This is a genomic window from Shinella oryzae, assembly GCF_023038235.1.
GTDB classification, from domain to species: Bacteria; Pseudomonadota; Alphaproteobacteria; order Rhizobiales; family Rhizobiaceae; genus Shinella; species Shinella sumterensis.
The window spans coordinates 2,142,730-2,168,730 of the sequence record NZ_CP081987.1; the positions used below are offsets into that span (position 1 = coordinate 2,142,730).

Below are 26,001 nucleotides of genomic sequence, written 5' to 3' on the forward strand. Positions count from 1 at the left end.
CTCGCTCCGGCTTCGATTGCTTTCGGCCAAGATGTAGCGCGCGCCCGGTGGAGGGTAAACGGCGTACGGCGGGATTTTTCGCCGGTTGACGAAGCAGCGACGGGTCTGGATGATGCCCCGATTTTCCAAGACAGGTTGACCGCATGACAGCTGACGTCACCCTTTTGCCAGATGAAGCCCTCGCGCTTGCAAAAAACGCGCTGATGCGCGTCGGCATGGTCGAGGCGGCGGCGACTGCGCTTGCCCGCGCGACGGTGGACGCCGAAGCCGCCGGCAAGGGCGCGGTCGGCTTCGCGCACCTCACCGATTATCTCCACGCCCTCGTCGATGGCCGCATCGACGGGCGCGCCGAGCCCCTCATCACGTCCCCCGTGCCGGCCATCCTGAAATGCGACGTCATGGGCGGCGTGGCGCAGTATGGCTTCGACATCGCGTCAGAGGAGCTCGTCACGAAGGCCAGAGCGCTCGGCGTTTCCATCTTCACCGCGCACAACAGCTACACGACGGGCGAACTCGGCTGGTATGCCGCACGCCTCGCGGCGGAAGGCCTCGTCGCCATCGCCGCGACGAACGGGCCGGCTCTGCTTGCGGGCGCCGGCGCCACCCAGCCGGTCTATTCCACCAATCCGCTCGCCTTCGCCGCACCGCTCACTCATGGCCGCTTCGTGCTGATGGACCAGTCCTCCAGCGCCACCGCCTTCGTGAAGGTGCGCGAGGCCGCGGCGCGCGGTGAGCCGATCCCGGGCGACTGGGCGCTCGACCAGGACGGCCGGCCGACGACCGATCCCTTCGCCGCCATGCAGGGCGCGCTTCTCGCCTTCGGCGGCACGCGCGGCGCCAACATCGCCCTGATGGTCGAAATCCTCGCGGCAGGCCTGACCGGCGCGAACTGGTCGCTCGACGCGCCGGATTTCCAGGCGGGAGATGCATCGCCCGGCGCCGGCCTCTTCGTGCTGGCCCTGTCGCCGCAGCTTCTCGCCGACGATTTCACCGCCCGGCTCGAGGCGCAGGTGGAACGGCTTTCCCGCGATTACGGCGTCCATGTGCCGGGCCTGGGTCGCCTTTCGCGGCAAGAGGCAACCGAAAGCGCGGGCATCGTCTTGCCGCGCCAACTCTTTGACAGTATTTCCTCTTTCCGACGCAATTAGGCGGGAGGGACAGGGCATGGCAGGGCGGTTGCTTGCAATCGGCGAATGCATGGTGGAGCTGATGCAGGCCGACGGCGGGCTCCTGCGCAAGGGCTATGCCGGCGATACCTTCAACACCGCCTACTATGCCCGCCAGTACCTGCCCTCCGACTGGAGCGTCGACTATCTCTCCGCCGTCGGGACGGACACGATTTCCGACGAGATGCTTGCCTTCATGCAGGGTCATGGCATCGGGACGGCGCATGCCGCCCGCATCGAGGGCCGTTCGCCCGGCCTCTACATGATCCATCTGAAGAATGGCGAGCGCAGTTTCTCCTACTGGCGCTCCGCCTCCGCCGCCCGGCTGCTGGCGCGTGACGGCGACCGTCTGCGCGCGGCGATGGAAGCCTCCGACCTCATCGTCTTCTCCGGCATCACGCTGGCGATCCTGCCGCCGGAAGATGTGGAGACGCTGCTGGCCGAACTGCGCCGGGCGCGCGCCGCCGGCAAGCGCATCGCCTTCGATCCCAACATCCGCCCGCGCCTGTGGGACGATGCCGCGCGCATGCGCGCCACGATCACCGAAGGCGCACGCGCCGCCACACTTGTCATGCCGAGCCTCGACGACGAAACGACCCATTTCGGCGATGCCGGGCTGGAGGAGACCATCGCCCGCTACCGCGCGCTCGGCGTGGCCGACCTCGTGGTGAAGGACGGCGCCGAGGGTGCGACGCTGGTCTTCAGCGAGGAGCGCAGTCATGCCCCATCGGCAAAGGTCGAGACGATCGTCGACACCACCAGCGCCGGCGACAGTTTCAACGGCGCCTTCCTCGCCCGCCTCGCCACGGGCGCAAGCCCTGAGGACGCCGCGCGTTTCGCCGCAAACGTCGCCGCCACCGTCATCCAGCACCACGGCGCATTGGTGACCAGGGACAAGCTGCCGGCAGCCGATTGATCGGATCGGCGCCAAAATCGATCGGCCGCGCACCGACGCGGGCGCAGCCTGCGCCTACACTTTTCCTGTCTCCACGGTACACAGGAAAAGACCATGACCATATCCCGCTGCATGGCGACCCTCGCCGCTGCCTTCGCCTTTTGCCCCCTCGCCGTCCATGCGGCCGATTTCACCGTCACCAGCGAGGCCTTCGCCTCCGGCCGGGTCCAGCCGGCCCAGTTCTCCGACATCATGGGCTGCACGGGGCAAAATCTCTCACCCGATATCCACTGGTCCAACGCGCCCGAAGGTACGAAGAGTTTCGTGATGACGATCTATGACAAGGATGCCCCTACGGGCTCCGGCTGGTGGCACTGGGTCGTGGTGGACCTGCCGGCGGACTCAACCTCGCTCCCTGCCGGCGCGGGCAACGGCAAAGCCAGGATACCGGATGGTGCACGCATGACGCCGACGGATATGGGGGCGCCCGGCTTCCTCGGCGCCTGCCCGCCGGAGGGACCGGAGCACGACTACACCATCACCGTGAAAGCGCTCGGCATCGACAAGCTGCCGGTGCCCGACAATGCGACGCCCGCCATGGTCGGCTTCGTGAGCAACATAAATGCGCTTGCCACCGCGACCATCTCCGCCAAGGGCAAGCGGTAGCGGCCGAAGCCTTGCCCGGCGCGGCCGCAGAAGGCTAGGCTCGGGCAGGAACAGGAAGGACCCGATGAGCATCGCCATACGCCCCGATATCGGCGCTTCCGCGCGCATCGTGCAGTACAACCGGCTGCGCTATGCCAATATCCTGATCAATCGCCCGGTCCTTATCCTCGTCGAGCGCGGCACGAAGATCCTGCGCAGTGGCGAGGAGGAATGGGTGGTGCCGGCCGGCGGATGCATTGCCCTTGCCCAGGGCGAGACCTTCGATGTGGTGAACGCGGCCGAGGGCGAGCACGCCTATGAGGCGCGCTGGATCGCCTTCGAGCCGGAGACCGTGGCCGCCTTCGCCGCCAAGCCTGGACAAGGCCGGCCATTCACCCGCGCTTTCCCGATCCACAGCCCCCACAAAGGCTTCCATGACGCCTTCGCCGAGTGCGCGCAGGCGATCACCGAGCCGGGCAGCATCCCGGTCGAGATTGCCCGCCACCGCCTCGGCGAACTGCTGCTTTGGCTCGAGCTGGCCGGTGGGCACTTCGCCCCGCCGAGACCGCCTGGCTTCAGCGACCGCATACGCGACCTCATCTCGAATGAACCGAACGGGGACTGGACGAGCGCGCGGCTCTGCCGCCTCATCGGCGCCAGCGAGGCCACCTTGCGACGCAAGCTCGCGGCGGAAAAATGGTCGCTCCAGTCGCTGCTGATCGATGTGCGCATGTCCATCGCCATGCAGCTCCTGCAATCGATGGATCTTTCCATCCTGCGCATCGCGGAGGCGGTCGGCTACGACTCGCAATCCCGTTTTGCCGCGCGGTTTCGCGCGCGCTTCGGCTTTGCGCCAAGCGCGATCCGCGGACACATCAGGCCCGATCCGAAAATCAGCGCTTCTTCTTTGCCTTCGAGGCATACGGATTGTCCGTTGCCCTGAAGTGGATGCGGATCGGCACGCCCGGCATGTTGAAGTCGTTGCGCAGGCCGTTGGTGAGGTAGCGTATATAGGATTCCGGCACGGCATCGGGACGCGTGCAGGAGATCATGAAGCCCGGCGGGCGGGCCTTCACCTGCGTCATGTATTTCAGCTTCAGGCGGCGGCCGGAAACGGCCGGCGGCGGATGCTGGGTCTGCTGCGCATCCAGCCAGCGGTTGAGCTTGGCGGTGGAGATGCGACGGTTCCAGGTGCGGTCCGTGTCGATCACGGCCTGCATCAGCTTGTCGAGGCCGCGGCCGGTCTGGCCGGAGACGGGAACGGCGCGGATACCGCGCGCCTGCGGCAGCAGCCGGTCCGTCTTCTCGCGCAGATCCGCCAGCACTGCCTGCGGGTCGTCGATCAGGTCCCACTTGTTGAAGGCGAGCACGGCAGCACGGCCCTCGCGCAAGACGAGGTCGACGATCTGCAGATCCTGCTTTTCGAAGGGAATGGTGGAATCGAACACGATGACGACGGTCTCGGCGAAGCGGATGGCGCGCAGGCCATCGGCGACGGAGAGCTTTTCCAGCTTCTCCTGCACACGCGCCTTGCGCCGCATGCCGGCCGTGTCGAACATCTTGATCGTGCGGTCGTTCCAGCTCCAGTCGACGGAGATGGAATCGCGCGTGATGCCCGCCTCCGGGCCGGTGAGCAGCCGGTCTTCGCCGAGGAATCGGTTGATCAGGGTCGACTTGCCGGCATTCGGCCGACCGACGATGGCCACGCGCAGCGGCTTCGTCTCGTCATATTCCGGTTCGTAATCGTCGTCGCGCTCGATGCCCTGCTCGGCGGCTTCCGCGCGCAGGTCGATGTTGGTGACGGCCTCGTCGTCTTCCGGATAGGCGCGCTCCTCGCCGATGGCGGCGACGATGGCGTCGCGCAGGTCGAGCATGCCTTGGCCGTGTTCGGCCGAAATGGGTGTCGGCTCGCCAAGGCCGAGCGTGAAGGCATCATAGAAGCCGCCGTCGGAGCCGCGGGCTTCCGACTTGTTGGCGACGAGCACGACGGGCTTGCCCTTCTTGCGTAGCATTTCGGCAAGCGCCTGGTCGACGGGTGTCAGACCCATCTTGGCATCCACCACGAAAAGCGACAGGTCAGCCTCGTCGATGGCGGCTTCCGTCTGGGCACGCATGCGGCCCTGCAAGGTGTCGGGCGCGGCCTCTTCGAGGCCCGCCGTGTCGACGATGCGGAATTTCAGGTCGATGAGGCGTGCATCGCCCGGGCGGCGGTCACGCGTGACGCCAGGCGTGTCGTCGACCAGCGCAAGCTTCTTGCCCACGAGCCTGTTGAACAGGGTGGACTTGCCGACATTCGGGCGTCCGACAATGGCGACGGTGAAGCTCATGGATCGATTCCGTTTCGGTGTCCGGTAAACGCCGGATCAGGAGGACAGCTTGCCGCTTGCCGCAATGAGGTCAAGCAGCATCTGCGCGCGGTTGGCGACGTTGCGCGGCGTCTCGTTGTCGTTGAGGATCGCATCGAACCATTCCTTGGCGCGCGCATAGTCCCCATGCTTGTAGGCGGAGAGGCCGAGAACCTCGCGCGCGGAGTGGCGCGTGGCGCTCTGCGGCGTGGTCAGCTGCTCCACTTCGGCGGAAACCTGCTCGTAGGTTCCGGTATCGACCAGCAGATAGGCGGCACGCAGGCGGGCGGCGTCGCGCACCGGCTGCGGTACGGACGTGTCCTTGGCGATGGCGGTGAAGGCGTTGACCGCGCCCTGCGCATCCGTCTCGGCGAGCAGCGAGGCCGAGCGCATGCGGGCGAGCACGGGATAGGAGCCGAAGCCTTCCTGCTCGAGCTTGCCGAGCGCTGCGAGCGCCTCGTCCTTCTTGCCGTCGCGGGCCAATGTCAGCGCGGCCAGGAACTCGTCGCCGGCGGCGGATGCTTGCGAATCCCGCCAGTATTCGTAGCTCACCTTGCCGATCGTGCCGAGAACGACGAGCACGGCAATGCCGATGAGGATGCGTCCGAAACGCTTCCAGACCAGACGCATCTGATCCGAGCGCAGTTCCTCATTCACCTCGCGGATAAAGCTGTCGTCCTGATTTACCATTCCCTGCCCGGCTCTTGCTGACGATTGGAGTTCGCGCCTTCTACTCCATTTTGGCCGCGTTGTAAGGGGGCAGGCGCGAAAAGCGCCGGCTCAGCCCGCAATCACGGCAGCGGAGAGACGCCGATCACCCACTCGTGAAGCTTGAAGACGATCGCGAGGTAAAGCATGAGGCCGATGACGACGGAAATCGCATCGTATTTCGCCGACACGAAGACCGGCAGCTTCGTCTCGCCGGTGGCGATGCGCTTCTTCAGCGTGATGCGCAGGATCACCGCCCAGGCGAGGACGGTCACGAAGAGCAGCACGGAATAGCTCTCGCCGTTGGCCAGGAGATGCGCCAGCGCCCAGATCTTGATGGCCACGAGGATGGGGAACTTCAGCTTCGTGCGGATATGGCCGGCCGGGAGGAACCCGGCGACGAGACAGATCGAGGCGATCAGCATCAGCGTCAGCGCGATATGCGACAGGAATGTCGGCGGGTAATAGAGCATCTCGCCGACATTCTCGCGCGCCAGAACGAAGCCGTAGGCGATGAGTGCAAGGCTTACAAGCGAGGCGATGCCGTGCAGCGCCATCCAACCCGGCTTGCCAAGCGCGGCAATGGCGGCATTGCGCAGCCCCGGCGCGATGGGCCGCAGCAGATGCGTGGCGATGAAGAGAACGAGACCGGCGACGAGCAGCGTCATGATAATGCCCCTTGATGAACCTTCGGCCCGCAGGGCCGTTTGCGCAGGAATATCCGTCGCGGAGCGATAATGCCAGCCCGATCAAAGGATTGCCGCATTCACAATCGATGACGACCCCTCTGCAAATTGTCGCGGGTGGTCCTCTTGTCGTTGTTTTCGTCTCGTTTCGTCCTTCTTTGCCTTTCAGCAGCCATGGCGGCCACGCCGGCGCTCGCCGAGGAGAAGGCCGGCGAAACGGTCAAACGCAAGCAGCTCGTCATCGTCTCCTTCGACGGCGCGCACGACAATGCGCTCTGGGAAAAGAGCCGCGCCATGGCCAAACGCACCGGTGCGCATTTCACCTATTTCCTCTCCTGCACCTTCCTCTTTCCGCGAGAGGACCGCGCGACCTACCAGGCACCGCATGAAAAGCGCGGCCGCTCGAATGTGGGCTTCTCGCCCGACAGAGAGGATACGCTGCTCAGGCTGAGCGAAATCTGGATGGCCAAGGAGGAAGGCCACGATATCGGCAGCCATGCCTGCGGCCATTTCGATGGCGGCAAATGGAGCGAAAAGGACTGGACGGCCGAATTCGCCTTCTTCGCCGATGCGCTGAAGAACGGCTGGCGCAATGCCGGTGCGCCCGAGCGCGAGCCCACCGACTGGCAGCGCTTCGTGAAGGAGGACATCAAGGGCTTTCGCGCACCCTACCTCTCGGCCGGCCCCGGCCTCGTCAAGGCGCTGGAGGCGAAGGGCTTCACCTATGATGCAAGCCTCGTGACCAAGGGACCGGCCATGCCGGTCACGAGCGGCGATATCGCCCGCTTCGGCCTGCCGCTCATCCCTGAAGGCGCCTCGCAGCGCCCGGTCATCGCGATGGATTACAATCTCTATGTCCGCCACTCCAAGGGCAAGGAGAACCCGGACAAGAGTGCCGCCTTCGAGGACAGCACGCTGAAAGCCTACCGTGATGCCTTCAATCGGCAATATGACGGCGCGCGCATCCCCCTCCAGCTCGGCTTCCACTTCGTCGAGATGAATGCCGGCGCCTATTGGCGCGCGCTCGATCGTTTCCTGACCGAGACCTGCGGCAAGCCGGATGTCGCCTGCGTCAGCTATGCGCAGGCGCTGGACATCCTCGCGAAAGAAAAGAGGGCGGCCGGAGCCACCCTCTGATCGTTTCTCTGAAGGTCTGAGCCGAAGCTTACGGCCGGTTGGCCGCAAGCTCCCCTTCGGCGGCTTCCCGCTCCAGGTAACGCTGGTCGATTTCCGGCAGCGGCTTGTCGTCGATGGCCGCCTCGAAGGCTTTCAGGCGCTTGTAGATGGACAGCAGCTCGATGATCGTCGACCAGTAGCTGACGAGGTACTGGAAGGAATCCGTCACCTGCCCGAAGGCCGTGCTGATCTGCTGCCACAGGCCCATCGTGATCTTGCCCGCCGCGACGGTCGGGATCAGGATGAAGGTGAGGAAGCTGCCGTCGAGCTGGTTGTAGCCGAAGCGCGCGATGTTGAAGTAGCAATAGTGCCAGTACATGCGGAAGTAGTTCTTGCGCACATTGTTGAACAGCTCCCGCACCGTGACCGGCTGTGCCCGGTCCGCATCGTCCTCGCCATAGACGAGTTCCTTACGGTAGGCCGCCTCGACGCGCTGGTTGCGGAATTGCAGGCCGGGCAGCTTGATGCCGGCGAGCGCCAGCAGCGCGGTGCCGAAGATCGACCAGCCGATGGCGAGCCAGAACAGCGAATGCGGAATGGCGCCGAGAACAGGCACATCCGCCATATGCTCCGACAGCTTGAAGAGCAGCGGCAGGAACACGACGAGCGTCATGATGGAGTTGATGAAGACGACGCCGAGGCCTTCGACGATATTGGCGAAGCGCATCGTGTCTTCCTGCACACGCTGCGAGGCGCCTTCGATGTGGCGCAGCTTCGGCCAGAGCGACATGTAGTAGTCGTTCATCGCGGTACGCCAGCGGAAGACGTAGTGGTTGGTGAAGAAGGCCGTGACGACATTGATGACGACGGCGACGGCACCGATCTGCAGGAAGTAGATCTGCATGTCCCACAGTTCGGTTGCGGTGACGTTTCCGGGCCCGGTCAGGCCTTTCTGGAAGAGGTCGAAGAACGGGCCGCGCCAGTTGTTGATGGCGACATAGGCCTGAACCGTAAAATAGGCGATGAAGATCAGGAACGCGGTGCCCCAGATCGACCAGTTCGTCCAGGGATGATCACGCGCGATCAGCTTCCACGCTCCGCCGAAGATCGCGACGAAGATCGCGAAATACAGGTAGAACCAGAGATTGTCGGGCGAGATGAAGTAGGCGAAGCCGAGCGGCGCGGCCTCACCGGGCGCCAGCGGCGGCAAGCCGATCGCCGCCCCCATTTGCGGCCCCACCGTATACCAGACCACCATGCAAATGATCGACCAGACGACGAAGGACGAGAAGAACAGCTTGGGCTGCGGAAAGAAGGAATGGAACAAGGGCGAGACTCTCGATCGTTCAGCGGCAGCGGCACCGCCAATTCACCCTGAATCTAGAGGAGTTTGCGCGCCGCAACAATTCCCGTGCGCCGGCATTACGGAGATTTAATGGAAAGCGTTCCGCCGGCGGCGGCCGTCACCGCGGCGATCAGCAGGATGCCGGCTGCAACGAGGCTGGGCAGCACGTAGCTGCCGGTGTGCGCGGCCAGCACGCCGGCGCCGAGCGGGCCGACGATCTGCCCCACCCCGAAGGCAGCCGTCATCAGCGCCAGCGCTTGGCGCGGGCTGTCGCTCGCCAGCCTTCGGCCGAGCTGCAACCCGTAAGCCGTCACGATCATGAACGTGAAGCCGAGCAGCGCACCGCCGATGAGGGCCGATGCCGGAAACGGCAGCACGACGGTCGCCGCGACACCGACCACCTCCAGCAGAAGTGCCGCCACATAGGTCGCCGCGATACCGAGGCGGCGCTCGGCCGGGCGCCAGGCAAAGAGGGAGATCGCCGCCGTCGCCCCGGTCACCAGCCAGGTGAGGCATTCCAGCAGCGGATCATGGGCGCCCTCGCGCGCAATGGCCACGATGAAGGTGGCGGTGACGACATAGCCGATGCCGAACAACCCGTAGCTCGCCGTCAACGCGACGAGCGGCCGCGTCCATCGGATGGGCGGCTCGCGTCCGATGCCGCTCTGCGCGGCCGGACGGGGCAGAAACAGCAGCACCAAAGCAAGGCCGGCAGCACCCAGAAGCCCGCCGGCGAGCCAGTCGATGCGCCACGGCGAAATCGCCGTCGGCGGAACCAGCGACAGCCCATAAACCAGCAGCGCCGAAACCGCGATGCCAAAGCCGACGCCGGAAAAATGCACCCGCTGCACACGCGGATCGCCGTGGCTGAGGCCGATGGAGAGCACCATGCCGGAGGTGAAGATCATCGCGAAGGCACTGGCGACCCCCGCCAGGAACCGAATGGTGGAGAGCACGATGACTTCGGACGCCAGCGCCATGGCAAAGAGCAACAGCACGGTGGCGGCGAGCGCGCCGATTGCCAGATGCCTCTCGCGCCCCGCGGCCCAGCCTCGCGCGGCTAGCAGCGCCCCCAGCAGGTAACCCGCGAAATTCGCCGCGGCGATCACGCCGGCTTCAGCCGCGTCGAGGCCGAGCCCCGCCATCATGCCCGGCAGCACGGGTGTGTAGAAGAACCGGCCGATGCCCATCGCAACGGCCATCGCCACCGCGCCGGATAGCGCGGCGCGGACCGGCTCGCGGGACAAGAATTTTGTGCACTGCGTCATGGCGCGACCATGGCACCGCGGCGGCAGGCGAACAAACGAGATAAATTGATCCGTCGATCAGCGCCGTTGAAGGCTCAGCCCGGCAGCGTCACGACGAGCGGCCCGTTGCGGGTGGCCACGACCGTGTGCTCGAACTGCACGGTCGGCGCGCTCGGCTCGCTGTAGAGCGTCCACTCGTCCTTCTCACCGCTGCCCGCCCAGTTGGCGCCGAGCGACAGGAACGGCTCCACGGTGAAGACCAGCCCTTCGGTCATGCGGCGCTTTTCCTGCGGGTCGGGCCAGGTCGCGATTTCCGCCGGCTCCTCGTGCAGCGACCGGCCGACGCCGTGGCTCGCAAGATTGGCGATCAGCGTATAGCGGTTCTTGCGGGCGAATTCGCCGATGGCATTGCCCACCTGCGCGAACGGCTTTCCGGTCTTGACTTCCTTCAGTCCCACCCAGAGCGCCCGCTTGCCGTCACGGCACAGGCGCTCGACGGCCGGCGTCGACCGGCCCATGGTGAAGGACGCGCCCGTATCGGCGAAATAGCCGTCCCGCACCGCAGAAACGTCGATATTGATGAGATCGCCGTTCCGGATCACGCGGTCGCCGGGAATGCCGTGCGCCACTTCCTCGTTGATGCTGATGCAAGTCGCGCCCGGAAACTTGTAGCAGCTCTCCGGTGCGGAGGTGGCGCCCGCCTCCTCCAGCATGCGCCGGCCAATCAGGTCGAGTTCACCGGTGGTCATGCCCGGCCGCGCGGCCGTCGACATATGCTGCAGCACATTGGCGCAGATCCGCCCGATGGCTTTCAGGCCCTCCAGGTCTTCGTCATTCTCCAGGGTCATCGCATCTCTCTTTCGCGGGGCGTCCTAGCACAGCCGCGCGCCGCTGTCAGGCGGAAGCGGGCGCCTCCGCCGTCTTGTCCTCGGCCAGCATCTCGCGCACCAGCGGCGCGACCTTCGTGCCGTAGAGTTCGATCCCGCGCAGAAGCCGGTCATGCGGCATCAGCCCGATCGCCATCTGCAACAGGAAGCGGTCGTTGCGGAAAATCCGCTGATGCGCCACGATCTTGCGCGCCACCGTCTCCGGGTCGCCCAGGAACAGGTGGCCCTCCGGCCCGATCGACTGGTCGAACTGCGCCCGGCTGGTCGGTCCCCAGCCCCGCTCGCCGCCGATGCGGTTCATCACAGCGGCCTGCGGGCCGTAGAACGTGTCGGCAGCCTCCTGCGTGGTGTCAGCGATGAAACCGTGCACGTTGATGCTCGTCTTCAGCCCCGCTGCGTCCTGGCCCGCGCGGCGCGCGGCCTCGCGGTAGAGATCGAAGAGCGGCGCATAGCGCGCCGGCGTGCCGCCGATGATGGCGAGCGCCAGCGGCAGGCCATAAGCGCCCGCCCGCGCCACCGATTGCGGCGTGCCGCCGACGGCGATCCAGATCGGCAGCCGGCCATGGACCGGCCGCGGATAAACGCCGAGCCCCGGCAGCGGCGCGCGCGTGGTGCCGTTCCACGAGACCGTCTCGCTCTCGTTGAGCGCCAGAAGCAGGTCCAGCTTCTCCTCGAAGAGCTTGTCGTAATCGTCGAGCGCATAGCCGAACAGCGGGAAGGATTCGATGAAGGAGCCGCGCCCCGCCATGATCTCGGCCCGCCCGCCGGAAATGAGATCGACGGTCGAAAACTGCTGGAACACACGCACCGGATCGTCCGACGACAGAACCGTCACCGCGCTGGAAAGCCGGATGGTCCTCGTGCGCGCCGCAGCCGCCGCCAGCACGACGGCAGGCGCCGACGCCGCATAATCCGGGCGATGGTGCTCGCCGAGCCCGAACACATCGAGCCCGACCTGATCGGCAAGCTCGATCTCTTCCAGCAGCTCTTTCAGCCGCCGCTCCCCTTCCCGCCCCTTGTCGGCGGCATTGGGATCGACATCGGCGAAGGTATAGAGACCAAGTTCCATGGGATGTTCCAGATGAGAAGGTTTCACCTGAAATATGGCGTCGACGACGCGGTTGAAAGCCCCGCGCTGGAAACAGTGTGTTTACGGAGCAGCCGAAGGCGCCGTACCGGCCGCCATTTCGCGTTGCACGCTGTCGAGATGCTGGCGGATATGAGCCGCTTCCGCCGCGCTCGTGGCAAGCGCGATCGCCTTGCCGAAGGCGTCGCGGGCCTCCGCATAGCGGCCGAGCTGCTTCAGGAGCCCGCCGCGCAGCCCGTGGAAATAGAAATAGCCCGAAAGCGTATCGGCAAGCGGCTCCACGAGCGCCAGTGCGGCCTCCGGCCCCGCGCGCTTTGACACCGCCACGGCCCGGTTGAGCGTGACAACGGGTGACGGCTGAAGCCGTTCCAGCGTCTGGTAGAGAAGGTCGATCTCCAGCCAGTCGGTTTGCGCCGCCATCGGCGCGCGGGCATGCAGCGCGGCGATCGCCGCCTGGATCTGGAACGGCCCGGGCGCGCGGTGGCGCAGCGCCTTGTCGATCAGCACCAGCGCCTCGTCGATCATGCCACGGTCCCAGAGCGACCGGTCCTGGTCCTCCAGGAGCACGATCTGCCCGTCGCCGTCGAAGCGCGCCTTGCGCCGCGCGTGCTGGAGGAGCAGCAGCGCCGTCAGGCCCATGATCTCCGGCTCAGCCGGAAACAGCATGAGCAGAAGCCGCGCCAGCCGGATCGCTTCGGAACAGAACGGCGTGTCGAGCTTTTCCGGCGCACCGGCCGAATAGCCCTCGTTGAAGACAAGATAGATCATAGAAGCCACGCGGCCGAGCCGTTCGGCCCGCGCCACCGCATCCGGCGTCTCGAAGGCGACGCCCGCCGCGCCGATCCGCGCCTTGGCGCGCGTGATGCGCTGTTCCATCGCTGCTTCCGAGACGAGGAAGGCGCGCGCGATCTGCCGCACGGAAAGCCCGGACACGATGCGCAACGCCAGCGCGATCTGCTGCGTGGCCGGCAATTCGGGATGGCAGCACACGAAGAGCAGCCGCAGGATATCGTCGCGATAATGCGCGCCGTCCAGCCGGTCGGCCATGTCGGCCTCCCGGTCCCCGAGGTCGGACAGCACCTCTTCGGGCGGCAGCGGCTGGGTTTTCGCCCGCTTGCGCACCTGGTCGATGCCGCTGTTGCGGCCGACGAAGATCAGCCAGGCCGCCGGGTCGCGCGGCGGTCCCTTTTCCGGCCAGGTCTTCAGCGCCCGAAGGCAGGCCTCCTGAAAGGCCTCCTGCGCGAGGTCGAGGTCACGGAAATAGCGCAGAAGCGCGCCCATGGCCTGCGGCCGCGCCGATGTGAGCGCAAGATCGATCCAGCCGGGGTCCGTCATGCGATGGGCACTCCCGGCATGAAATATTGCAGCGGACGGATTTCATAGGTGCCATGGGCCGGATTGGCGGCGGACAGCTCGCGCGCGAAGGTGATCGCCTCCTCCAGCGTCTCGGCCTGCACCACGAAGAAGCCAAGGAACTGTTCCTTGGTCTCGGCAAACGGTCCGTCCATCACGATGGCGTCGGTCGCGCCCTTGCGCACCGTCACGGCCGCCGTCGTCGGCATCAGGCGGGCGACGGGTCCCAGCTTGCCGGCCTCGGCATAACGCTGGTTGACGGCGCCGAGATCGGCCATGACCTTGTCGTCCTGCTCCTTCGACCAGGCACAGACTTCGCTTTCGGAGTCGTAGCATAGAACGGCATACAGCATGGAAACCTCCCGTTGGCTGGAAGACGTAGAGGTAGCGCGTCTGCCGACAGGCCGCACCGGATTATTTTCACCGGGTCAAATCTTGAAGACGTCGTCCTGCTGGAACACGATGACATAATTGCCCGCAGGCGCCCATTCGGCGGCCCAGGCCTGCAACTGCGCGTGATACGGATCCCGCCGCCAGATATCCGCGTGGTCAGGATCGACCAGGACGGTCATCTGCGGTCCCTGCCGGTAGATCATCATGTGGGAACGCGACGGATCCCAGTCGGCGCCGAGTGCCGCGTCCGTCATCCACAGACAGAGGAAATCCCGGCAGACGGACGGCCGCGCCGCGTAGATCGAACAGCCCGTGCCAGCAATGCAATGCCGGCACCAGGCATTGGCCGGCTTGTCGAACAGGTCGATATCCGGCAGCCGGCAGCAGAGCGTGCAACTGCCGCAAGCCCGGCCCGGCACGGTGGCGGGCGTCGGCGGCGCGCACCGGTCTTCGGCCTGCGGCATGGCGATCTCCCTTGACGAAACGGCCGATCCATACAGCCCCGCCCGCCGCCATGCACCGATTTTCTGCGTGGATCCGCCGGAACGGACTGGCCAAGCGGAAAAACCGGGGCATAGTCGCAGCCAGAAAAAGGAGCGCACCGATGACCGTGTTGCAGACGAAGCAGCTGACACTCACCCCGTGCACCCCCGACGACCGCGCCGATTTCATCGCGCTCGAAAGCGATCCCGCCGTCATGCGCTTCCTGAATGGCGGCCAAGCGGTCGGAAAGGAGGAGAGCGACCCGGATGCGACCTTCCTTATGCCGCGCGGCACCGAGCCCTACGTCTGGACGGTGCGCCGCACGGCCACCGGCACCTTCGTCGGCTGGATCTGCCTGTGGCCGGAAACGGCAAGGCTGGCCGAACTCGGCTACCGCCTGCGACAGGCCGAATGGGGCCACGGTTTTGCATCGGAGAGTGCCACAGCGCTGGTGAACTGGGGGTTCGAACGCGCCGGCTACGACACCATCACCGCCTGCACCATGGCGGTGAACCATCCCTCGCGCCGCGTCATGGAAAAGCTCGGCATGCGCCACACACGCACCGTCGCCGTCACCGGCCCGGACATTTTCCCGGGCTGCGAACAGGGCGAGGTGTGGTACGAACTGAACCGCGCGGACAGGAAGGGCGGCTGACCGTCCTCCCTTCCGGAACGAAGGTCAGCCGGCGCTCAGCGTGCGGCGCACCGCATCCTTCCAGCCCTTGATCTTCACGGCACGGGTCTTCTCGTCCATCTTGGGCTCGAAGCACGTGTCGCGCGCCCAGGATTTGGCGAAGCCCTTGCGGTCCGGCCAAACGCCGGCGCGCTGGCCGGCAAGCCAGGCGGCCCCCAGCGCCGTCGTCTCCAGAATCGTCGGGCGGTCGACGGGTGCGTCGAGAATGTCGGCAAGGCGCTGCATCGTCCAGTCGGAGGCGACCATGCCGCCATCGACGCGCAGAACCGTTTCCTTGCCGTTCGCCTTCCAGTCCTTGTGCATGGCGTCGAGCAGGTCGCGCGTCTGGTAGCAGACGGCCTCGAGCGCCGCGCGGGCGAATTCGGCCGGCCCCGTATTGCGCGTCATGCCATAGATCGCCGCGCGCGCATCCGGGTCCCAATGTGGCGCGCCGAGCCCCGTGAAGGCCGGCACCAGATAGACATTCTGCGTCGGGTCGGCCTTTGCCGCGAGATCGCCGGTATCGGGCGCGGCCTTGATGACCTTCAGCCCGTCGCGCAGCCATTGCACGGCCGCACCCGCAATGAAGATCGATCCTTCCAGCGCATAGGTCGTCTCGCCATCGAGCCGGTAGGCGATGGTGGTGAGCAGGCGGTTCTTCGAGCGCACCATGTCGGTGCCCGTATTGAGCAGCGCAAAGCAGCCGGTGCCATAGGTGGATTTCATCATGCCCGGCTCGAAGCAGGCCTGGCCGATGGTCGCCGCCTGCTGGTCGCCGGCCACGCCGAGGATCGGGATTTCCGCGCCGAACAGGCTTTTCTCCGTCACGCCGAAATCCGCCGCGCAGTCCAGCACGTCGGGCAGCATGGCCTCGGGCACGCGCAGGATGTCGAGGAGGTCGTCGTCCCAGCTGTTGTCGGCGATGTTGTACATCAGCGTGCGGCTGGCATTGGTGGCGTCGGTGACATGGGCCTTGCCGCCCGTCAGCCGCCAGATCAGGAACGAATCGATGGTGCCGAAGCACAGGTCGCCCTTGGCCGCACGCGCCCGCGCACCCTTCACGTTGGAGAGCAGCCACGACAGCTTGGTGCCGGAGAAATAGGGATCGAGCAGCAGGCCGGTCTTCTTCGTGAAGGTCTTTTCCAGATCCTGCCGCTTCAGCTTCTCGCAATAGGAGGCCGTGCGGCGGTCCTGCCAGACGATGGCGTTGTGGATCGCCTTGCCGCTCGCGCGCTCCCACACCAAGACGGTCTCGCGCTGGTTGGTGATGCCGATGGCGGAAATGTCGGAGGCCTTGACGTCGGCCTTTTTCAACGCGGCCTTCACCGACCAGACGACGCTTTCCCAGATCTCCTCGGGATCGTGCTCCACCCAGCCGGACTGCGGAAAGATCTGCGTGAATTCCTTCTGTCCCGAACCGACGACCTTCTGCTTGCCGTCGAAAACGATCGCCCGGCTCGATGTCGTGCCCTGATCGATCGCGAGAACATATCCGCTCATTCCGCCCTCCCGTTGCGGGCCTCTCCAGGACCCTTCGAAATCTTCAATACGATACAAAAACGAATGTCAAAGGAAAATAAAACGCACTTTCCGCTCCGCTTCCAGCGGGACTGTACCGCGCGCAAAACGCAATTGTCATTGCTTGAATTTTGGGCGTAGGCTGCCGACATCAGAGCATGAACTGGAGATTGCCCATATGAAAAGCGTCGTCGTCACCGGCTCGACCAGCGGCATCGGTCTTGCCATCGCCACCGCCTTTGCCGAAAACAACGCCAATGTCGTCATCAACGGCTTTGGCGCGGCCGATGAGATCGAGGCGATCCGCGCGAAGCTCGACGGGCTCGGCACGGGCAAGGTGCTCTACCATCCCGCCGACATGACCAAGCCGCACGAGATTTCCGACCTCATCCAGACGACGGTCGAACAATTCGACGGTGTGGATATCCTCGTCAACAATGCCGGCATCCAGCATGTCGAGAAGATCGAGGACTTCCCCGTCGAGAAGTGGGACCAGATCATCGCGATCAACCTGTCCAGCTCCTTCCACACCATCCGCAACGCGGTGCCGCACATGAAGCGCAAGGGCTGGGGCCGCATCATCAACATCGCCTCCGCGCACGGCCTGGTCGCCTCCCCCTTCAAGTCCGCCTATGTCGCCGCCAAGCACGGCGTCATGGGTCTCACGAAAACCGTGGCGCTGGAAGTCGCCGAGAACCGCATCACCGCCAACACCATCTGCCCCGGCTATGTGCTGACACCCCTCGTCGAAAAGCAGATCCCCGACACGGCCAAGGCCCGCGGCATCAGCGAGGCCGAGGTGAAATCGGATGTCATGCTGAAATTCCAGCCCACCAAGGAATTCGTCGGCACGGACGAGGTCGCGGCGATCGCGCTTTTCCTTGCCTCCGATGCGGCGAAATCGATCAACGGCACCCATATCTCCGTCGATGGCGGCTGGACCGCCCAGTAAGAAGAGACAAAGAAACAAGAAGACAACAATGAATTTTCTGCAGGACAGCCTGGAGGGTTTTCTCGCCCGGGAACACCGCGTCATCATCGTCGACATCACCGAGGTCAAGGGCTCGGCCCCGCGCGACGCGGGCGCCTTCATGCTCGTGGCGCCGGCCGATATCCACGGCACCATCGGCGGCGGGCAGCTGGAATATGAAGCCATCGAGAACGCGCGCAAGCTGCTGGCGGGAGCCGGCGGCGAGCCGGTGCTCGATATCCCGCTCGGCCCCGAAATCGGCCAGTGCTGCGGCGGCCGCGTCACGCTGTCCTTCACCTTTGCGGACGAGCCCGCCCGCGCCGCCTTGGATGCGCGGCTGGCCGAGGACGAGCGGCGCAAGCCGCAGGTCTGGGTCTTCGGCGCCGGCCATGTAGGGCGCGCTCTGGCCGATGCGCTCACGCCCCTGCCGTTCAAGGTCTTCGTCGTGGAAGCCCGGGAAACCGAGCTCGACCAGATGACCTCGGAGGTGCATCACCGGCTGAGCGCCATGCCGGAATCGCTCATCGCCGACATTCCGCCGGGTTCGGCCGTCGTCATCGTCACGCATGATCACGCGCTCGATTTCCTGATCGCGCGCGAGGCGCTCGCCCGCACCGACCTCGCCTATATCGGCATGGTCGGCTCGAAGTCGAAGCGCGCCAGCTTCCTGCACACGCTGGATGAGGACGGCATTGACCGCAGCGTGGCCGACAGGCTCGTGCTGCCGATCGGCGGAACGGCCGTGAACGACAAGCGCCCGGAGGTCATCGCCGCCATGACCGCCGCCGAACTGCTCGTCGCCTTCGCCGCAAAGCCGTGAAAGAAGCCGAGCCGGACCACGGCACCGCGCGGCGGCTCTAGCAGCGCCCGTCAAGAAAGCCGAGATCCCGCTTCAGGTGGTCCGACAGCGCACCCATGTTGAGCCGCGCAACGCCCGCCCGCCGCCGGCGGAAAATGCCATAGGACAGCCTTTGCCAGACGGTGAGTTCACGAAACGGCAGGGTGCCGGTGGGCTCCCTTTGAACAGCATAGGACATGACGAAGCCTCGAAAATTCCAATGATGGATTGCACGATGCGCCGAAAAATGCTGGAATTCCAATCGAACGTTCGTCTGTATCCATAAAGAGAACTTGGCCTTGAAGATGTCCCGGTCGCTCCCGCTCAACGCGCTGCGCGTCTTCGAGGCTGCTGCGCGCCACGGCAGTTTCACCCGCGCCGGCGACGAGCTCGGCATGACCCAGACGGCGGTCAGCTACCAGATCAAGCTTCTGGAGGAGATGCTTGGCGTGACGCTCTTCCTGCGCCAGCCCCGTCAGGTCGTGATGAGCGAAGCGGGGGAGCGTCTGCGGCCCAAGGTGGCGGAAGGTCTCGCCAAACTCGCCGAAGCGATCGCGGACCTGAAGGGCGCAAGCGAGGAAAAGCTGCACATCAATTCGACGCCGACCTTCGCCACGCAGTGGCTGAGCCGCACGCTCGGCGATTTCCAGCTCAAGCACCCGGCCATCGCGGTGCGGCTGTCCACCTCGCAGGACCTGATCGATTTCTCGCGCGAGGACGCCGATGTCTCGATCCGCTGGGGCAAGGGCGACTGGCCGGGTCTTGCCTGCCACCGCGTCATGCGCATGGATTTCGCACCGATGCTGAGCCCCAAGCTTGCCGAGACGATCGGCGGCATCCGCGCGCCCGCCGACCTCCTGAAACTGCCCATCATCAGCCCGCTGGACATCTGGTGGCGCACCTGGTTTGCCGCCGCGGGGATCGATGATCCGGGCCTGGAACGTTTTCCGGCCAACGAACTGGGCGTCCAGACCATCGACGCGCAGGTCGCCATGGCCGGCCAGGGCGTCGCCATCCTCAATCCCGGCCATTTTCGCGAGGAAGTCGCCGCCGGCCAGCTCTACCAGCCCTTCGAGCTCACCTGCAATGACGGCCGCGACTACTGGCTCGCCTACCCGGAAAACCGCCGCAACATCCGCAAGATCAAGGCCTTCCGCGACTGGATCCTCGCCGCCTTGCCAAAGGCGGTGTGAGCCCGGCGGGCTTACCGTTCACCCCACCCTCGGCGAACCACCCTCTCCGTATGCCCCCGCTCTCATCCGCACCGCTCTCATCCGCACCATACCTGTCCGCACCGCACCCTCGCCCCCTCTCCGCGCTGCGTCTCGACGACGCCGCGCCTCCGCCTACCGCGCGGCCCTCCCTCTGCCGCGCCGCCTCTCCGCGCCGCGCCTTCCACGCCATGCCTTCCGCGTTACGCCTCTACTGAGCTACCGCCCTCTCCTCCGTCATCCTCGGGCTTGACCCGAGGATCACGTCGGTGGCTGTGGCCACCGTGGGTGTGGCCACAGCGAGTGCGGCGACGGTGCGCGTGGCCACGGCGAGTATGGCAACGGCGGGTGTGGTGGCGGTTGGCGTAATGACGACAACAACCACCCGCGAAACACGGGGACGCCGCCACCGAAAAAACCCAATCATTCCAATCCCCATCGCCAAATTCACCCACAAATCATCCCCGCCTTCCGCACCTCGCCTATCCTGAACGTCCTTCCGCCGCCGGACGGATCGCGTAACGTGTCGATGCGGGCGGGAGGAGGCGCTTTCGTTGTCTGTCGTAACGTGCGGCGGGGGCGAGAGAGGTTTGGAGCGGCGAAGGGGTGACGCCCGTCGTCGTGCGGGGCTTCCCCCTTCCCCGGGTCGCGGGGTCGGTTTGGGTCCGCCATGCAGGCAGGATGGCAGCCCATGCCCTCGGAAAGTGCGGAACGCGGTTTCCGGACAAGGCGCATGGGCCAGCCAGAATGCGCAGCGAAGCCCTGCCATGCCTGAAGGAGGACAAGACCGCCTCCGAAGAACGTCTGGGCCGCGCGAAAGCGAAGCCACCATACACACCCTTTCCAGAGGCAACGCTTTCGCGCGGTTCTCCGGATTGCCGAATGCTGATCACCCCGGCGGCGTCTCCGCGCGGGATCATCGCCGCATGGGCAAACAGCATATGCATTCACCCTTCCCTCCCCGTCGATTCTTGCGCAATGTGCACTGCGGGACAAAATCGAGAAGGGGATGCGTCGCATGTACGAATATGCCATTGCCTGGGAATGGATGACCTTCGCCGTCCGCTGGCTGCATGTCATCACCGCCATCGCCTGGATCGGCTCGTCCTTCTACTTCATCGCGCTCGATCTCGGCCTGGTGAAACGACCGCATCTTCCCGCCGGCGCCTATGGCGAGGAATGGCAGGTGCATGGCGGCGGCTTCTACCACATCCAGAAATACCTCGTGGCGCCGGCCTCCATGCCCGAGCATCTGACGTGGTTCAAATGGGAAAGCTACATGACCTGGCTTTCCGGCTTCGCGCTGCTCTGTCTCGTCTACTACGGCGGCGCCGATCTCTTCCTCGTTGATCGCAACGTGCTGGATGTCTCAACGCCGGTGGCGATCCTCATCTCGCTCGCCTCCCTGGCGCTCGGCTGGATCCTCTACGACCTTCTGTGCAAGTCGCCGCTCGGCAAAAACACCTGGGGACTGATGATCGTCCTCTATTTCATCCTGGTCGCCATGGCCTGGGGCTACACGCAGGTCTTCACCGGCCGCGCCGCCTTCCTGCATCTCGGCGCCTTCACGGCCACGATCATGTCGGCGAACGTCTTCTTCATCATCATGCCGAACCAGCGCGTCGTGGTGGCCGATCTCATCGCCGGCCGCACGCCGGATCCGAAATACGGCGTCATCGCCAAGCAGCGCTCCACCCACAACAACTACCTGACGCTGCCCGTCATCTTCTTCATGCTGTCGAACCACTATCCGCTCGCCTTCGCGACGGCCTTCAACTGGGTCATCGCCGCCCTCGTCTTCCTGATGGGCGTGACCATCCGCCACTGGTTCAACACCACCCACGCCCGCAAGGGCAGGCCGACCTGGACTTGGCTCGTGACGGCGCTGATCTTCCTTGTCATCATGTGGCTCTCAACCGTGCCGAAGGTGCTGACCGGCGAGAGCGCCGATGCCGCCCTGCCCCCGGCCGCCCAGCGCTTCGCCGCCAATGGCCACTTCCCCGCGGTGCGCGATCTCGTCTCGACGCGCTGTTCCATGTGCCATGCGGCAGAGCCGGTGTGGGAAGGCCTGCGGGCTGCACCGAAAGACGTTGTGTTCGAAAGCGACAGACAGATTGCCCTTCATGCCCGCGAGATCTATCTGCAGGCGGGGCGCAGCCACGCCATGCCGCCGGGCAACCTCACCGGCATGACGCCGCAGGAGCGCGCCCTCATCACCGCGTGGTTCGAAACATCGACGGAAGGAAGCTGACCGCCATGACACAAATCCTCGTTCGCGGACGCCTGCTCTCCTTCCTGCGCCGCCCGCAGGCCATCGACGACACGGCAAGCTATCGCTACGAGGAGGACGGCGGCCTGCTGGTCGAGAACGGCACGATCGTCGCAGCCGGCCCCTACGGCGCCGTGCGCGCCGAGGCCGCCGCGGATGCCGACGAGATCGATCACCGCCCGCACCTCATCCTGCCCGGCCTCATCGACACGCATCTGCATTTCCCGCAGATGCAGGTGATCGGCTCCTATGCCGCAAACCTGCTCGAATGGCTGAACACCTACACCTTTCCCGAGGAATGCCGCTTCGTCGAAAGCGAGCATGCCGCCCGCATCGCAAGGCACTTCTACGACGAGATGATCCGCCACGGCACCACGACGGCGGTCGCCTACTGCTCCGTGCACAAGGCCTCGGCGGACGCCTATTTCGCCGAAGCCCTGAAGCGCGGCATGCGCATGGTCGGCGGCAAGGTCATGATGGACCGCAACGCCCCGCAGGGCCTGCTCGACACGCCGCAGATGGGGTATGACGAAACCCGCGCCGTCATTGCCGAATGGCACGGCAAGGGCCGCAACCATGTGGCCATCACGCCGCGCTTCGCCATCACCTCGACGCCGGCGCAGATGGAAATGACGGCCGCACTCGCCCGGGAATTCCCCGACCTGCACATCCAGACGCACCTGTCGGAGAACCACGAGGAAATCCGCTTCACCGGCGAACTCTACCCCGATGCCATCGACTACACCGATATCTACGCGAAATACGACCTGCTCGGCCCCAAAAGCCTGTTCGGCCACTGCATCCACCTCTCCGAGCGCGAGGCGGATGCCATGAGCGAGGCCGGGGCGGTGGCGGTCCATTGCCCGACGTCCAACCTCTTCCTCGGCTCCGGCCTCTTCCCCTTGAAAGCGCTGTCGCGACGGGAAAAACCCGTGCGTATCGGCGTCGCCACCGATATCGGCGGCGGCACGAGCTATTCCATGCTGAAGACGATGGACGAGGCCTACAAGATCCAGCAGTTGCTCGGCGAGCGGCTGAACCCGTTCGAGAGCTTCTATCACATGACGCTCGGCAATGCCGAAGCGCTTTCGCTGTCCGACCATATCGGCACGCTGGAGGCCGGCACGGACGCCGATTTCGTCGTGCTCGATGCCGCAGCCACCCCCGCGATGGCGCTCAAGATGGAAGTCACACGCTCCCTCACCGACGAGCTTTTCCTGCTCCAGACCATGGGCGACGACCGCGCCGTGCGCGAGACCTATGTGGCGGGCAAGGCGATGAAGGCCGCGATCTAGCTCCCGCGATAGGTCGAGTAGCCGTAGGGCGAAAGCAGCAGCGGCACGTGGTAGTGGCTTGACGGATCCGCCACGCCAAAGCGCAACGGGATGCGGTCGAGGAAGGCCGGCTCCGGAAGCACGGAGCCACTGCCCCGCAGATAATCGCCGGCGTGGAACACCAGTTCATAGACACCCGCCATGAAGCCGACGCCCTCCACGAGCGCGCCATCCACGCGTCCGTCGCTGTTGGTCGTGACGGTGGTGATATGCTGGCGCTCCTCGTTTTCGATCCAGTAGAGGTCGATGCGCAGGCCGGCGGCGGGTTTGCCGAGTGCGGTATCGAGCACATGGGTGGTGAGGCGTCCGGGCTTGCTCATGGCGTCCTCTCAGGGTTTCTCGATGATGTATGGCGTGTCGAAGAAATGCTCTTCCAGATTGACGCCTCCGCCGAGGCGGTCGACGACGAGAAAATCGCTGACGGCACCCACCGCGATCAGCGGGTGATGCCACACATTGCGCCGGTAATTGACGCCCTGGCGCCCGCCAGCGCGAAACACCTGCGGCCGGCCGGGCCGGCCGCCCTCATCCTCGGCCACCACGACCAGCCAGGGCCGGTCGTCCAGCGGCGAGAAGCTCTGGCTGCCGAACGGGTGGCGCTCCATCATGTCGATCGCGTAGGGGAAGGTGCGCGGACTGCCGCGAAAGAGGTTGATGATGACCTTCGCATCCTCGCCCGTCGCTTCGGCCTCTGCGAGGGCGTGATAGCGCTCGGTCGTGCCGCCATTGATGTGGCGCATGGTGGCGGGGTCCGCCTCGATCACCGTCCCGAACGGCGCGAAGGCGTCGGGGGTCAGGGGCCGGATCGTCAGTGTCTCAGCCATCGGACAGCCCTCCCGGGGAGAGGAAGGGCGGTCGTGGGTCATCGGGCATCGTCAGTCTCCGGGGAGCAGAGCAGTCAATCTCAGGAGCGCGATGCGCTCCACCTGGGTTTTGGCGGTCTCGAATTCCGCCTGCGCGGAATTGTCGATCCGCGTCTCGAAGGCAGCGAGAATATCGTCCTTCGTCAGCCCTTTGACGGCGATGATGAAGGGGAAACCGAATTTTTGGGTATAGGCGGTGTTGAGCGCGGTGAAGCGGGCATGTTCTTCGGCGCTCAGCCGGTCGAGCCCGGCGCCGGCCTGCTCCTTGCGGCTGTCTTCCGTCAGCTCGCCGGCAATCGCCAGCTTGCCGGCAAGGTCCGGATGCGCGCGCAGCACGCCCATCTGTTCGTCCGGGCTCGCCTTGCGAAAGACCGCGGTCAATGCCGCATGCACGCCGGCAGCCGTCAGCGGCTCCGCCACGGTGCCGGCGTCCAGCGCCCGCTCGGCAATGAACGGCGAATGCTCGAAGACCCCGCCGAAACGGGCAAGGAAATCCGCACGCTCGATCATGCGCCCCGGCCCTTCGATGGATGATGGTTCTCGATCCAGTGGCGGGCGATGTCGATACGGCGCGGGATCCACACCTTCTCGTGGCCGAGCACGTAATCGACGAAGCGGGCAAGTGCTGCGACACGGCCCGGACGTCCGACGAGGCGGCAGTGCAGGCCGATATTCAGCATCTTCGGGCTGCCTTCGGCACCTTCCTGATACAGCACGTCGAAGGCGTCCTTCAGGTAGGTGAAGAACTGGTCGCCGGTGTTAAACCCCTGCGGCGTGGCGAAACGCATGTCGTTGGTTTCGAGCGTGTAGGGAATGATGAGGAAGGGCTCGCCGTCGAGCCCCGGCACCCAGTAGGGCAGATCGTCGGCGTAGGAATCGGAGGAATAGACGAAGCCGCCCTCCTCCATGACGAGCCGCAGCGTGTTGGCCGAGGGCTTGCCCTGGTACATGCCGAGCGGATGCGAGCCGGTCAGTTCCTTGTGCAGGCGCACGGCCTCACGGATATGCTGGCGTTCCGTCTCCTCGGAGAAATCCTTGTATTCCAGCCAGCGATAGCCATGGCTGGCGATCTCCCAGCCGGCTTCCTTCATGGCCGCGACCGCTTCGGGATTGCGCGCCATGGCGAGCGTCACGCCATAGACGGTGGTCGTGACATTTCGGCTGGTAAAGAGACGGTGCAGCCGCCAGAAGCCGGCGCGCGATCCATATTCGTAGATCGATTCCATGTTGAGGTTGCGCTGGCCCGGCCAGGCCGCAGCGCCGACGATTTCCGACAGCAGGCATTCGGAGGCCGGGTCGCCGTCGAGAATGCAGCTCTCGCCGCCTTCCTCATAGTTGATCACGAACTGCACGGCGATGTTGGCATCGCCCGGCCAGCGCACTTGCGGGGCATTACGGCCGTAGCCGACAAGGTCGCGCGCGTAAGTCTTGTCCGTCATTCCACCTCCTTGGCCATATCCTCGCGCCCTCCGTCGCGGAGAGCCTCACCGTAGCACCGGACCGCCCGAAGTCGAACGAAATCTGGCACTTGAGAGGAACCATTAGCGTCGGGAACCGTTTTCTGTCCATGTCAACCAAGGAGAAACACTATGGCCATGCAGGATGCAAACATTCGCGAAACCCAGGATCTCATTGCCAGTGACAAGGTCGAAGGCACGAGCGTCTACGGTGCCGATGGCAAGCATATCGGCTCGGTCGAGCGCCTGATCCTCGACAAGAGAAGCGGCCATGTTTCCTATGCAGTGCTCAGCTTCGGCGGTTTCCTCGGTATCGGCAGCGATCACTATCCGCTGCCCTGGGGCAAGCTGAACTATGACGAAGGCCTCGGCGGCTACCGCGTCGATGTCACAAAGGACCAGGTCGAGAAGGCGCCGCACTATGAAAGCGATGCGGAATACGAGTGGAACCGCCAGAACGGCAAGGTGATCCACGACTACTACGGCGTTCCGCCCTACTGGATGTAAGGAAC

The 26,001-nt window shown here is 65.2% G+C and carries 28 protein-coding genes; 12 read left to right on the top strand and 16 right to left on the bottom strand.

Features of this window, described 5'->3' with window-relative positions; translation table 11 throughout:
- The first annotated feature begins 143 nt into the window (after positions 1-143).
- The 4 genes from K6301_RS10540 to K6301_RS10555 all read left to right on the top strand — a co-directional run bounded on the left by K6301_RS10540 (position 144) and on the right by K6301_RS10555 (position 3,649).
- Positions 144-1,148, top strand: a complete 1,005-nt coding sequence (locus K6301_RS10540) for an Ldh family oxidoreductase (protein ID WP_247216723.1) — start codon at positions 144-146, stop codon at positions 1,146-1,148.
- Positions 1,149-1,164: 16 nt separating this feature from the next.
- On the top strand, positions 1,165-2,082 hold the full coding sequence (locus K6301_RS10545) for a sugar kinase (protein ID WP_247216725.1): 918 nt from the start codon (positions 1,165-1,167) through the stop codon (positions 2,080-2,082).
- A gap of 93 nt (positions 2,083-2,175) precedes the next feature.
- On the top strand, positions 2,176-2,727 hold the full coding sequence (locus K6301_RS10550; RefSeq protein ID WP_247216727.1) for a YbhB/YbcL family Raf kinase inhibitor-like protein: 552 nt from the start codon (positions 2,176-2,178) through the stop codon (positions 2,725-2,727).
- Positions 2,728-2,791: 64 nt separating this feature from the next.
- A complete protein-coding gene (locus tag K6301_RS10555; RefSeq protein WP_247216729.1) occupies positions 2,792-3,649 on the top strand; it encodes an AraC family transcriptional regulator in 858 nt (285 codons plus the stop codon).
- Here the strand turns inward: K6301_RS10555 and der are convergent.
- The 3 genes from der to K6301_RS10570 all read right to left on the bottom strand — a co-directional run bounded on the left by der (position 3,600) and on the right by K6301_RS10570 (position 6,427).
- Complete coding sequence (der, locus tag K6301_RS10560) at positions 3,600-5,033, bottom strand: ribosome biogenesis GTPase Der (RefSeq protein WP_160869783.1); 1,434 nt, start codon at positions 5,031-5,033, stop codon at positions 3,600-3,602. The genes K6301_RS10555 and der overlap by 50 nt on opposite strands.
- 36 nt (positions 5,034-5,069) lie before the next feature.
- On the bottom strand, positions 5,070-5,741 hold the full coding sequence (locus tag K6301_RS10565; protein WP_247216731.1) for a tetratricopeptide repeat protein: 672 nt from the start codon (positions 5,739-5,741) through the stop codon (positions 5,070-5,072).
- Positions 5,742-5,842: 101 nt separating this feature from the next.
- On the bottom strand, positions 5,843-6,427 hold the full coding sequence (locus K6301_RS10570; RefSeq protein ID WP_247216733.1) for an NnrU family protein: 585 nt from the start codon (positions 6,425-6,427) through the stop codon (positions 5,843-5,845).
- Between the two features lie 192 nt (positions 6,428-6,619).
- Here K6301_RS10570 and K6301_RS10575 point away from each other — a divergent pair, with 192 nt between their 5' ends.
- On the top strand, positions 6,620-7,582 hold the full coding sequence (locus tag K6301_RS10575; RefSeq protein ID WP_247216735.1) for a polysaccharide deacetylase family protein: 963 nt from the start codon (positions 6,620-6,622) through the stop codon (positions 7,580-7,582).
- A 28-nt stretch (positions 7,583-7,610) separates the two neighbouring features.
- On the opposite strand, the gene sbmA is transcribed toward K6301_RS10575, so the two are convergent.
- The 7 genes from sbmA to K6301_RS10610 form a co-directional block, all read right to left on the bottom strand.
- A complete protein-coding gene (sbmA, locus tag K6301_RS10580) occupies positions 7,611-8,888 on the bottom strand; it encodes a peptide antibiotic transporter SbmA (RefSeq protein ID WP_247216736.1) in 1,278 nt (425 codons plus the stop codon).
- 95 nt (positions 8,889-8,983) lie between these two features.
- Positions 8,984-10,174, bottom strand: a complete 1,191-nt coding sequence (locus K6301_RS10585; RefSeq protein WP_247216738.1) for a YbfB/YjiJ family MFS transporter — start codon at positions 10,172-10,174, stop codon at positions 8,984-8,986.
- Positions 10,175-10,248: 74 nt separating this feature from the next.
- A complete protein-coding gene (gene map, locus K6301_RS10590) occupies positions 10,249-11,001 on the bottom strand; it encodes a type I methionyl aminopeptidase (protein ID WP_247216740.1) in 753 nt (250 codons plus the stop codon).
- A gap of 46 nt (positions 11,002-11,047) precedes the next feature.
- The gene (locus K6301_RS10595; RefSeq protein WP_247216742.1) at positions 11,048-12,109 is read right to left on the bottom strand and encodes an LLM class flavin-dependent oxidoreductase; all 1,062 of its coding nucleotides are present in this window, start codon (positions 12,107-12,109) and stop codon (positions 11,048-11,050) included.
- 81 nt (positions 12,110-12,190) lie between these two features.
- Positions 12,191-13,462 (bottom strand): RNA polymerase sigma factor, encoded by a 1,272-nt coding sequence (locus K6301_RS10600; protein WP_247216744.1) that lies wholly within the window; start codon positions 13,460-13,462, stop codon positions 12,191-12,193.
- Entirely contained in the window at positions 13,459-13,833 is a 375-nt protein-coding gene (locus K6301_RS10605; RefSeq protein WP_134646892.1) for a YciI family protein, read from the bottom strand. Before K6301_RS10605 ends, K6301_RS10600 begins: the two co-directional genes overlap by 4 nt.
- Positions 13,834-13,908: 75 nt before the next feature.
- Positions 13,909-14,337, bottom strand: coding sequence for a YkgJ family cysteine cluster protein (locus K6301_RS10610; protein ID WP_247216746.1), 429 nt, complete (start codon positions 14,335-14,337; stop codon positions 13,909-13,911).
- 140 nt (positions 14,338-14,477) lie between these two features.
- Here K6301_RS10610 and K6301_RS10615 point away from each other — a divergent pair, with 140 nt between their 5' ends.
- Complete coding sequence (locus K6301_RS10615) at positions 14,478-15,011, top strand: GNAT family N-acetyltransferase (RefSeq protein WP_247216748.1); 534 nt, start codon at positions 14,478-14,480, stop codon at positions 15,009-15,011.
- Positions 15,012-15,035: 24 nt separating this feature from the next.
- Here the strand turns inward: K6301_RS10615 and glpK are convergent, their stop codons facing one another.
- Positions 15,036-16,529, bottom strand: coding sequence for a glycerol kinase GlpK (gene glpK / locus K6301_RS10620; RefSeq protein ID WP_247216750.1), 1,494 nt, complete (start codon positions 16,527-16,529; stop codon positions 15,036-15,038).
- A gap of 196 nt (positions 16,530-16,725) precedes the next feature.
- Here glpK and K6301_RS10625 point away from each other — a divergent pair, with 196 nt between their 5' ends.
- Together K6301_RS10625 and xdhC are read left to right on the top strand one after the other, a co-directional pair.
- The gene (locus K6301_RS10625; protein WP_247216753.1) at positions 16,726-17,499 is read left to right on the top strand and encodes a 3-hydroxybutyrate dehydrogenase; all 774 of its coding nucleotides are present in this window, start codon (positions 16,726-16,728) and stop codon (positions 17,497-17,499) included.
- A 28-nt stretch (positions 17,500-17,527) separates the two neighbouring features.
- Positions 17,528-18,337, top strand: a complete 810-nt coding sequence (gene xdhC, locus K6301_RS10630) for a xanthine dehydrogenase accessory protein XdhC (protein ID WP_247216755.1) — start codon at positions 17,528-17,530, stop codon at positions 18,335-18,337.
- A 37-nt stretch (positions 18,338-18,374) separates the two neighbouring features.
- On the opposite strand, the gene K6301_RS10635 is transcribed toward xdhC, so the two are convergent.
- Positions 18,375-18,554 (bottom strand): hypothetical protein, encoded by a 180-nt coding sequence (locus K6301_RS10635; protein WP_247216757.1) that lies wholly within the window; start codon positions 18,552-18,554, stop codon positions 18,375-18,377.
- 100 nt (positions 18,555-18,654) lie between these two features.
- Between K6301_RS10635 and K6301_RS10640 the strand changes: the two genes are divergently transcribed.
- From K6301_RS10640 to guaD, 3 genes are all read left to right on the top strand, one after another.
- Complete coding sequence (locus K6301_RS10640; protein ID WP_247216760.1) at positions 18,655-19,548, top strand: LysR substrate-binding domain-containing protein; 894 nt, start codon at positions 18,655-18,657, stop codon at positions 19,546-19,548.
- 1,036 nt (positions 19,549-20,584) lie between these two features.
- Entirely contained in the window at positions 20,585-21,817 is a 1,233-nt protein-coding gene (gene puuD, locus K6301_RS10645; RefSeq protein WP_247216771.1) for a urate hydroxylase PuuD, read from the top strand.
- Positions 21,818-21,822: 5 nt separating this feature from the next.
- Positions 21,823-23,130 (top strand): guanine deaminase, encoded by a 1,308-nt coding sequence (gene guaD, locus K6301_RS10650; protein WP_247216774.1) that lies wholly within the window; start codon positions 21,823-21,825, stop codon positions 23,128-23,130.
- On the opposite strand, the gene uraH is transcribed toward guaD, so the two are convergent.
- The 4 genes from uraH to puuE are packed head-to-tail and all read right to left on the bottom strand — an operon-like array spanning position 23,127 to position 25,471.
- Entirely contained in the window at positions 23,127-23,489 is a 363-nt protein-coding gene (uraH, locus tag K6301_RS10655; RefSeq protein WP_247216776.1) for a hydroxyisourate hydrolase, read from the bottom strand. The genes guaD and uraH overlap by 4 nt on opposite strands.
- A gap of 9 nt (positions 23,490-23,498) precedes the next feature.
- On the bottom strand, positions 23,499-23,993 hold the full coding sequence (locus K6301_RS10660) for an ureidoglycolate lyase (protein WP_247216778.1): 495 nt from the start codon (positions 23,991-23,993) through the stop codon (positions 23,499-23,501).
- A 51-nt stretch (positions 23,994-24,044) separates the two neighbouring features.
- Positions 24,045-24,542, bottom strand: a complete 498-nt coding sequence (uraD, locus tag K6301_RS10665; RefSeq protein ID WP_247216780.1) for a 2-oxo-4-hydroxy-4-carboxy-5-ureidoimidazoline decarboxylase — start codon at positions 24,540-24,542, stop codon at positions 24,045-24,047.
- Complete coding sequence (gene puuE, locus K6301_RS10670) at positions 24,539-25,471, bottom strand: allantoinase PuuE (protein ID WP_134646867.1); 933 nt, start codon at positions 25,469-25,471, stop codon at positions 24,539-24,541. Before puuE ends, uraD begins: the two co-directional genes overlap by 4 nt.
- Positions 25,472-25,621: 150 nt before the next feature.
- On the opposite strand from puuE, the gene K6301_RS10675 reads away from it, so the two are divergent.
- A complete protein-coding gene (locus K6301_RS10675; protein WP_247216783.1) occupies positions 25,622-25,996 on the top strand; it encodes a PRC-barrel domain-containing protein in 375 nt (124 codons plus the stop codon).
- Positions 25,997-26,001: the final 5 nt, after the last annotated feature.

Bases quoted from the DNA above. Each gene is read 5' to 3' on its own strand.
- K6301_RS10540 (WP_247216723.1), top strand. From the start codon at position 144: ATGACAGCTGACGTCACCCTTTTGCCAGATGAAGCCCTCGCGCTTGCA.
- K6301_RS10545 (WP_247216725.1), top strand. From the start codon at position 1,165: ATGGCAGGGCGGTTGCTTGCAATCGGCGAATGCATGGTGGAGCTGATG.
- K6301_RS10550 (WP_247216727.1), top strand. From the start codon at position 2,176: ATGACCATATCCCGCTGCATGGCGACCCTCGCCGCTGCCTTCGCCTTT.
- K6301_RS10555 (WP_247216729.1), top strand. From the start codon at position 2,792: ATGAGCATCGCCATACGCCCCGATATCGGCGCTTCCGCGCGCATCGTG.
- der (WP_160869783.1), bottom strand. From the start codon at position 5,033: ATGAGCTTCACCGTCGCCATTGTCGGACGCCCGAATGTCGGCAAGTCC.
- K6301_RS10565 (WP_247216731.1), bottom strand. From the start codon at position 5,741: ATGGTAAATCAGGACGACAGCTTTATCCGCGAGGTGAATGAGGAACTG.
- K6301_RS10570 (WP_247216733.1), bottom strand. From the start codon at position 6,427: ATGACGCTGCTCGTCGCCGGTCTCGTTCTCTTCATCGCCACGCATCTG.
- K6301_RS10575 (WP_247216735.1), top strand. From the start codon at position 6,620: ATGGCGGCCACGCCGGCGCTCGCCGAGGAGAAGGCCGGCGAAACGGTC.
- K6301_RS10585 (WP_247216738.1), bottom strand. From the start codon at position 10,174: ATGACGCAGTGCACAAAATTCTTGTCCCGCGAGCCGGTCCGCGCCGCG.
- map (WP_247216740.1), bottom strand. From the start codon at position 11,001: ATGACCCTGGAGAATGACGAAGACCTGGAGGGCCTGAAAGCCATCGGG.
- K6301_RS10595 (WP_247216742.1), bottom strand. From the start codon at position 12,109: ATGGAACTTGGTCTCTATACCTTCGCCGATGTCGATCCCAATGCCGCC.
- K6301_RS10600 (WP_247216744.1), bottom strand. From the start codon at position 13,462: ATGACGGACCCCGGCTGGATCGATCTTGCGCTCACATCGGCGCGGCCG.
- K6301_RS10605 (WP_134646892.1), bottom strand. From the start codon at position 13,833: ATGCTGTATGCCGTTCTATGCTACGACTCCGAAAGCGAAGTCTGTGCC.
- K6301_RS10610 (WP_247216746.1), bottom strand. From the start codon at position 14,337: ATGCCGCAGGCCGAAGACCGGTGCGCGCCGCCGACGCCCGCCACCGTG.
- K6301_RS10615 (WP_247216748.1), top strand. From the start codon at position 14,478: ATGACCGTGTTGCAGACGAAGCAGCTGACACTCACCCCGTGCACCCCC.
- glpK (WP_247216750.1), bottom strand. From the start codon at position 16,529: ATGAGCGGATATGTTCTCGCGATCGATCAGGGCACGACATCGAGCCGG.
- K6301_RS10625 (WP_247216753.1), top strand. From the start codon at position 16,726: ATGAAAAGCGTCGTCGTCACCGGCTCGACCAGCGGCATCGGTCTTGCC.
- xdhC (WP_247216755.1), top strand. From the start codon at position 17,528: ATGAATTTTCTGCAGGACAGCCTGGAGGGTTTTCTCGCCCGGGAACAC.
- K6301_RS10635 (WP_247216757.1), bottom strand. From the start codon at position 18,554: ATGTCCTATGCTGTTCAAAGGGAGCCCACCGGCACCCTGCCGTTTCGT.
- puuD (WP_247216771.1), top strand. From the start codon at position 20,585: ATGTACGAATATGCCATTGCCTGGGAATGGATGACCTTCGCCGTCCGC.
- guaD (WP_247216774.1), top strand. From the start codon at position 21,823: ATGACACAAATCCTCGTTCGCGGACGCCTGCTCTCCTTCCTGCGCCGC.
- uraH (WP_247216776.1), bottom strand. From the start codon at position 23,489: ATGAGCAAGCCCGGACGCCTCACCACCCATGTGCTCGATACCGCACTC.
- K6301_RS10660 (WP_247216778.1), bottom strand. From the start codon at position 23,993: ATGGCTGAGACACTGACGATCCGGCCCCTGACCCCCGACGCCTTCGCG.
- uraD (WP_247216780.1), bottom strand. From the start codon at position 24,542: ATGATCGAGCGTGCGGATTTCCTTGCCCGTTTCGGCGGGGTCTTCGAG.
- puuE (WP_134646867.1), bottom strand. From the start codon at position 25,471: ATGACGGACAAGACTTACGCGCGCGACCTTGTCGGCTACGGCCGTAAT.
- K6301_RS10675 (WP_247216783.1), top strand. From the start codon at position 25,622: ATGGCCATGCAGGATGCAAACATTCGCGAAACCCAGGATCTCATTGCC.